The sequence below is a fragment of the Streptomyces sp. NPDC001070 genome, assembly GCF_053598835.1.
The window spans coordinates 21,162-27,331 of the sequence record NZ_JBSFLB010000060.1 but is presented as its reverse complement, the minus strand read 5'-3'; the positions used below and the strand labels follow the sequence as shown (position 1 = coordinate 27,331).

Sequence of the window (6,170 nt, the reverse complement as noted above, 5' to 3'; positions counted from 1 at the left end):
CTGCCCACCATGAGCAAGCAATCGACCGTCCACGGTGTGACCTACGACTTGCTGCGGTCATTGAGGCTGACCACCGTCTTCACCTGCGCGCCATGGGGTGCCGCGCCCGTCACGACCCGGACGGCCCTCCCGTGCCACGGGAGGGCCGTCCGCCGTGTGAGGAGCCGCCGGGGGCGTCAGCGGATCGGCATGCCCGAGAGCGTGCGGGCGATGACGAGGCGCTGGATCTCGCTCGTGCCCTCGAAGATCGTGTAGATCGCGGCGTCACGGTGCATGCGCTCCACCGGGTACTCGCGGGTGAAGCCGTTGCCGCCGAGGATCTGGATGGCCTGGGCGGTGACCTTCTTCGCCGTCTCGCTGGCGTAGAGCTTGGACATGGAGCCCTCCGCCGAGGTGAAGGGCTTGCCCGAGATCGCCATCCAGGAGGCGCGCCACACCAGCAGGCGGGCCGCGTCGATCTGGGTGCGCATGTCGGCGAGCTGGAAGGCGACGCCCTGGTTGTCGATGATGGGGCGGCCGAACTGGGTACGGGTCATGGCGTAGTCGAGGGCGACCTCGTACGCGGCGCGGGCGGTGCCCACCGCCATCGCGCCGACGGCCGGGCGAGAGGCCTCGAACGTGGCCATGGCGGCGTTCTTCACGCGCTCGCCGCCCTTGGCCCGCTCGTGGGCCCGGGCGAGGCGCTCGTCGAGCTTCTCCTTGCCGCCGAGCAGGCAGCTCCCGGGGACACGGACGTTGTCCAGGACCACCTCGGCGGTGTGCGAGGCGCGGATGCCGTGCTTCTTGAACTTCTGGCCCTGGGAGAGGCCGGGGGTGTTCGGCGGCACGATGAAGGAGGCGTGGCCCTTGGAGCCGAGCTCCGGGTCGACGACCGCGACGACGACGTGGACGTTGGCTATGCCGCCGTTGGTCGCCCAGGTCTTGGTCCCGTTGAGGACCCATTCGTCCTTGGCCTCGTCGTACACCGCGGTGGTGCGCATCGAGCCGACGTCGGAGCCCGCGTCCGGCTCGGAGGAGCAGAAGGCGGCGACCTTGACGTCGTTGGCGTCGCCGTACATCTGCGGGATCCAGGTGCCGATCTGCTCCTCGGTGCCGTTGGCCAGGACGCCGACGGCGGCGAGGCCGGTGCCGACGATGGACAGGCCTATGCCGGCGTCGCCCCAGAAGAGCTCCTCCATGGCGACCGGGATGCCGAGGCCGGTCGGGTCGAAGTACTGCTGGGCGTAGAAGTCCAGCGAGTACAGCCCGATCTTCGCGGCCTCCTGGATCACCGGCCAGGGGGTCTCCTCGCGCTCGTCCCACTCCGCCGCCGCCGGGCGCATGACGTCGGCCGCGAAGCCGTGGATCCAGTCGCGCACCGATTTCTGGTCGTCGTTGAGTTCGAGCGTGAACTCGCCCATCGTCCCCTCCACGTGCTTGTTACTTGCGGTAACGCCAGTGTGTTACCGACGGGTAAGGGATGTCAACCGGACGAGGGGTGTTACGTTGCGCAGGCGCGACGAAATCGAACGGGCGGGGAGGCACGAGTGGACACCAGCCAGCGGCAGGAGCAGCGGACGACCTCCGCGGCGGAGGAGCGGCGCAGGGAGCTCCTCGAGGCCGCGGACCGTGTCGTGCTGCGGGACGGCCCCGAAGCATCCATGAACGCCATCGCCGCCGAGGCGGGCATCACCAAGCCCATTCTCTACCGCCACTTCGGCGACAAGAGCGGGCTTTACCGTGCCCTGGCCAAACGCCACACCGACGCCCTGCTGGCCAACCTGCGGGCCGCCCTCGACGCCCCCAACGAGCGCCGCGACCGGGTCGAGGCCACCCTGCACGCCTACCTGTCGGCCATCGAGGCCCGTCCGCAGGTCTACCGGTTCCTGATGCACCCCGCCGAGAACGCTCCCGACGCCGCCGACCGCGGCTTCGACATCGGCCGCCACTCCGCCCCCGTGCTGCGGCGCATGGGCGAGGAGCTGGCCGACGTCATCGCCGAACGCCTGGACCTGGGCCCGGACGGCCAGGTGGCGGCCCGGGTGTGGGGGCACGGCATCGTCGGCATGATGTACGCGGCCGGCGACTGGTGGCTGGGCGAACGCCCCGCCTCCCGCGACGTCCTGGTCCGCCACCTCGCGGACCTGCTGTGGGGCCGCCTCGCGGCCGTGGGCGACCGCCCGGGCGCGCCGCGGCTCTAAGCACGCCCGGGCGCCCACGGCGCGCGGCGGGCGGCCCGCAGGGCACGGCGGCGGCGCAGGCCGGTGAGGTGGTCGGTGAACAGACCGCCGGCCAGGTGGTCGCACTCGTGCTGGAGGCAGCGGGCGAAGAACCCGGCGCCCTCCACGCGTACCGGTTCGCCCCGCAGGTCGACGCCCTCGACCACGGTCTCGTCGTGCCGGGCGGTCCCCGCGTGCACACCCGGCAGCGACAGACAGCCCTCGTGGCCGGTCACCACGACCCCGCCGTTGCGCACGACGCGGGGATTCACCAGATGACCGAGATGCCGGACGTCCTCGTCGTCGGGGCAGTCGAAGACGAACACCCGCAGCGGCACGCCGACCTGGTTCGCGGCCAGCCCGACCCCGTCGTACGCGTACATCGTGGCGAACAAGTCCTCGACGAGCGAGGCGAGTTCGGCGTCGAACACGGTCACGTCGCGGCAGGGTTCCCGGAGCCCCGGATCACCCAGCAGCCGCATCGGGCGGACGGTCCCGGAGCTGCCCGGGATGGTGGCGTGTCGCATGCGGGCCAGCGTACGGGGGCGGCTCGTTTCTGCGCCGGTAGGGGAAGTGGATAGGCTGATCCGCGACCGCTGCCTCCCGGCTGACGGATCGGGCCGGAGGCGCGCACTCCGGACGGCCGTCGGGACGGCGGGCGGGGCCGGACGCGAGGAGGATGTGGAGACGATGGCAGGCAACACGGAGCCACTGTCGCCCCGGGCGAAGCTGGCCGTGACGGCGGGCAAGGCCGCGGCGGCGGTGTCACGGGCGGCGGGTCGCGGCAGCGGATCGGTGATCGGCGGCCGGGTGGCCCTCAAACTCGACCCCGATCTTCTGGCACGTCTGGCGACCCATCTCGACGTCGTGCTGGTGTCGGCGACCAACGGCAAGACCACGACGACCCGGCTGCTCGCCGAGGCGCTCCGCGCCAACGGCGAGGTCGTCTCGAACGCGCTGGGCGCCAACATGCCGGCCGGCATCACCTCGGCGCTGGCGGGCGGCTCCGAGGCCCGCTACGGCGTGATCGAGGTGGACGAGAAGTACCTGGCCGGCGTGGCCCGCGACGTCAGGCCCAAGGCCATCGCCCTGCTCAACCTCTCCCGCGACCAGCTGGACCGCGCCGCCGAGACGCGCATGCTCGCCGAGAAGTGGCGCGAGGGCCTGGCCGGCACGGACGCGATCATCATCGCCAACGCCGACGACCCGCTGATCACCTGGGCCGCCTCCTCGTGCCCGACCGTCGTCTGGGTCGCGGCGGGCCAGGAGTGGAAGGACGACGCCTGGTCCTGCCCCTCGTGCGGCGGCGTCCTGCAGCGCCCCTCCGACGACTGGTTCTGCGGCGAGTGCGGTTTCCGCCGCCCGATGCCGACCTGGGCCCTGTCCGGGGACCACGTCATCGACCCGTACGGCGCCGCGTGGCCGATCCAGCTCCAGCTGCCGGGCCGCGCCAACAAGTCGAACGCCGCCGTGTCCGCCGCCGCGGCGGCCGCCTTCGGCGTCGACCCCAAGGTCGCCCTGGAGCGGATGTACAAGGTCCAGGCCGTCGCGGGCCGCTACGACGTGGTGCAGTTCGGGGGCCGCGACGTACGGCTGCTGCTGGCGAAGAACCCGGCCGGCTGGCTGGAGACCTTCTCGCTGATCGACGGCCCGCCCGCACCGGTGGTCCTGTCCGTCAACGCCCGCTCGGCGGACGGCACGGACACCTCCTGGCTGTGGGACGTGGACTACACCCGTCTGGCCGGGCACCCGATCCGGGTCATCGGCGACCGCAAGCTGGACCTCGCGGTCCGCCTGGAAGTCGCGGGCCTGGACTTCCAGGTGTGCCGGGACTTCGACGAGGCCGTGCGCACCTCACCGGCCGGCCGGATCGAGGCCATCGCCAACTACACCGCCTTCCAGGATCTGCGCCGCCGCGTCGGCAACTGACCCGGCGACCCGTTTCGACAGGAGAACACGCTGTGAGCGACTCCAGCCTGCGTCTGGTGTGGGTCTACCCCGACCTGCTCAGCACCTACGGTGACCAGGGCAACGCCCTGGTCACCGAGCGCCGGGCCCGCCAGCGGCGGGTGCCGGTCACCCGGATCGACGTACGGTCCGACCAGCCGATCCCCACCTCCGGCGACATCTACCTCATCGGCGGCGGCGAGGACCGTCCGCAGCGGCTGGCCGCCGAGCGGCTGCGCCGCGACGGCGGTCTGAACCGCGCGGTCGACAACGGCGCCATCGTCTTCTCGGTGTGCGCCGGCTACCAGATCCTGGGCCACGAGTTCGTCAACGACCTCGGCCGCCCGGAGCCGGGCCTGGGCCTGCTGGACGTGGTGAGCGTCCGCGGCGAGGGCGCGCGCTGCGTCGGCGACGTACTGGCCGACATCGACCCCGAGCTCGGGCTGCCGCCGCTGACCGGCTTCGAGAACCACCAGGGCGTCACGCACCTGGGCAAGGGCGTCCGCCCCCTCGCCCGGACCCGCTTCGGCAACGGCAACGGCACCGGCGACGGCACCGAGGGCGCCTACAACGAGACCGTCTTCGGCACCTACATGCACGGCCCGGTCATGGCCCGCAATCCCCAGATCGCGGACATGCTGATCAAGCTGGCGATGGACGTCAGGGCCCTGCCGCCGGTCGACGACCAGTGGTACGAGGCGCTGCGCGCCGAGCGCATCGCGGCGGCGAGCCAGCCCGCCTGAGGTCCGCAGCGTCGCGGGTCCGACCGGGGGAAACGGGGCCAGGGCCGGGTTGTGTCCGCAGTGCGGGCGGCGTTTCCGCCGCCCGCGCCCGGCTCGATAACGTAGTGAGCAGCGGTGCGCGTCGCCGCGGGTCCATCCGGACGACGGCGTCCGGCGCCCGGATCGATCTTTCAGGAGTAACGAGCAAATGCGTATTGGTGTGCTGACGAGCGGCGGCGACTGCCCCGGCCTCAACGCCGTCATCCGGTCGGTCGTGCACCGCGCGGTCGTGGACCACGGGGACGAGGTCATAGGCTTCCACGACGGGTGGAAGGGCCTCCTCGAGTGCGACTACCGCAAGCTCGACCTCGACGCGGTGGGCGGCATCCTGGCCCGTGGCGGCACCATCCTCGGCTCCTCCCGGGTCCGCCCCGAGCACCTGCGGGACGGCGTCGAGCGGGCCAGGGGCCACGTCGCCGACCTGGGTCTCGACGCGATCATCCCGATCGGCGGCGAGGGCACCCTCAAGGCCGCCCGGCTGCTGTCCGACAACGGTCTGCCGATCGTGGGCGTGCCCAAGACGATCGACAACGACATCGCCTCCACCGACGTCACCTTCGGCTTCGACACGGCCGTCACGGTGGCCACCGAAGCGCTGGACCGCCTCAAGACCACCGCCGAGTCGCACCAGCGTGTGCTCATCGTCGAGGTCATGGGCCGGCACACCGGATGGATCGCGCTGCACTCCGGCATGGCGGCCGGCGCGCACGCGATCGTGGTGCCGGAGCGCCCCTTCGACATCGAGGAGCTGACCCAGCGGGTCGGCGAGCGCTTCTCCGCGGGCAAGAAGTTCGCGATCGTCGTGGTCTCCGAGGGCGCGAAGCCGCGCGAGGGCACCATGGACTTCGAGTCCGGCGTCAAGGACGTCTACGGCCACGAGCGCTTCACTGGCATCGCCACCCGGCTCTCGATCGAGCTGGAGGAGCGTCTGGGCAAGGAGGCCCGCCCGGTGATCCTCGGTCACGTGCAGCGCGGCGGCACCCCCACCGCGTACGACCGGGTGCTGGCCACCCGCTTCGGCTGGTACGCGGTCGAGGCCGCGCACAACGGCGACTTCGGCATGATGACCTCGCTGCGCGGCACCGACATCACCCTGGTGCCGCTCTCGCACGCCGTCGAGCACCTCAAGACGGTCCCGGCCGAGCGCTACGTCGAGGCCGAGTGCGTGCTGTGACGCGCTGACCGCGCTCCCCGAACCGCCCCCGGTCGCAAGCGCGGCCGGGGGCGGTTCTAGTCTGGTGCG

At 71.9% G+C, this 6,170-nt stretch carries 6 protein-coding genes; 4 read left to right on the top strand and 2 right to left on the bottom strand.

Annotated elements, in window-relative coordinates:
• Positions 1-176: 176 nt before the first annotated feature.
• Positions 177-1,400: an acyl-CoA dehydrogenase family protein gene (locus ACWDAS_RS40010; RefSeq protein WP_450400750.1), complete on the bottom strand. Its 1,224-nt coding sequence runs from the start codon at positions 1,398-1,400 to the stop codon at positions 177-179.
• Between the two features lie 126 nt (positions 1,401-1,526).
• Between ACWDAS_RS40010 and ACWDAS_RS40005 the strand changes: the two genes are divergently transcribed.
• Positions 1,527-2,180 (top strand): TetR family transcriptional regulator, encoded by a 654-nt coding sequence (locus tag ACWDAS_RS40005; RefSeq protein ID WP_450400749.1) that lies wholly within the window; start codon positions 1,527-1,529, stop codon positions 2,178-2,180.
• Here the strand turns inward: ACWDAS_RS40005 and def are convergent.
• A complete protein-coding gene (def, locus tag ACWDAS_RS40000; RefSeq protein WP_450400748.1) occupies positions 2,177-2,725 on the bottom strand; it encodes a peptide deformylase in 549 nt (182 codons plus the stop codon). The two genes, ACWDAS_RS40005 and def, sit on opposite strands and share 4 nt — an antisense overlap.
• 163 nt (positions 2,726-2,888) lie before the next feature.
• Here def and ACWDAS_RS39995 point away from each other — a divergent pair, with 163 nt between their 5' ends.
• The 3 genes from ACWDAS_RS39995 to ACWDAS_RS39985 all read left to right on the top strand — a co-directional run bounded on the left by ACWDAS_RS39995 (position 2,889) and on the right by ACWDAS_RS39985 (position 6,101).
• A complete protein-coding gene (locus ACWDAS_RS39995) occupies positions 2,889-4,127 on the top strand; it encodes a MurT ligase domain-containing protein (RefSeq protein ID WP_450400746.1) in 1,239 nt (412 codons plus the stop codon).
• A gap of 32 nt (positions 4,128-4,159) precedes the next feature.
• Positions 4,160-4,888, top strand: coding sequence for a type 1 glutamine amidotransferase (locus tag ACWDAS_RS39990; RefSeq protein WP_450400745.1), 729 nt, complete (start codon positions 4,160-4,162; stop codon positions 4,886-4,888).
• 187 nt (positions 4,889-5,075) lie between these two features.
• Positions 5,076-6,101, top strand: coding sequence for a 6-phosphofructokinase (locus ACWDAS_RS39985; RefSeq protein WP_450400744.1), 1,026 nt, complete (start codon positions 5,076-5,078; stop codon positions 6,099-6,101).
• Positions 6,102-6,170 lie beyond the last annotated feature (69 nt).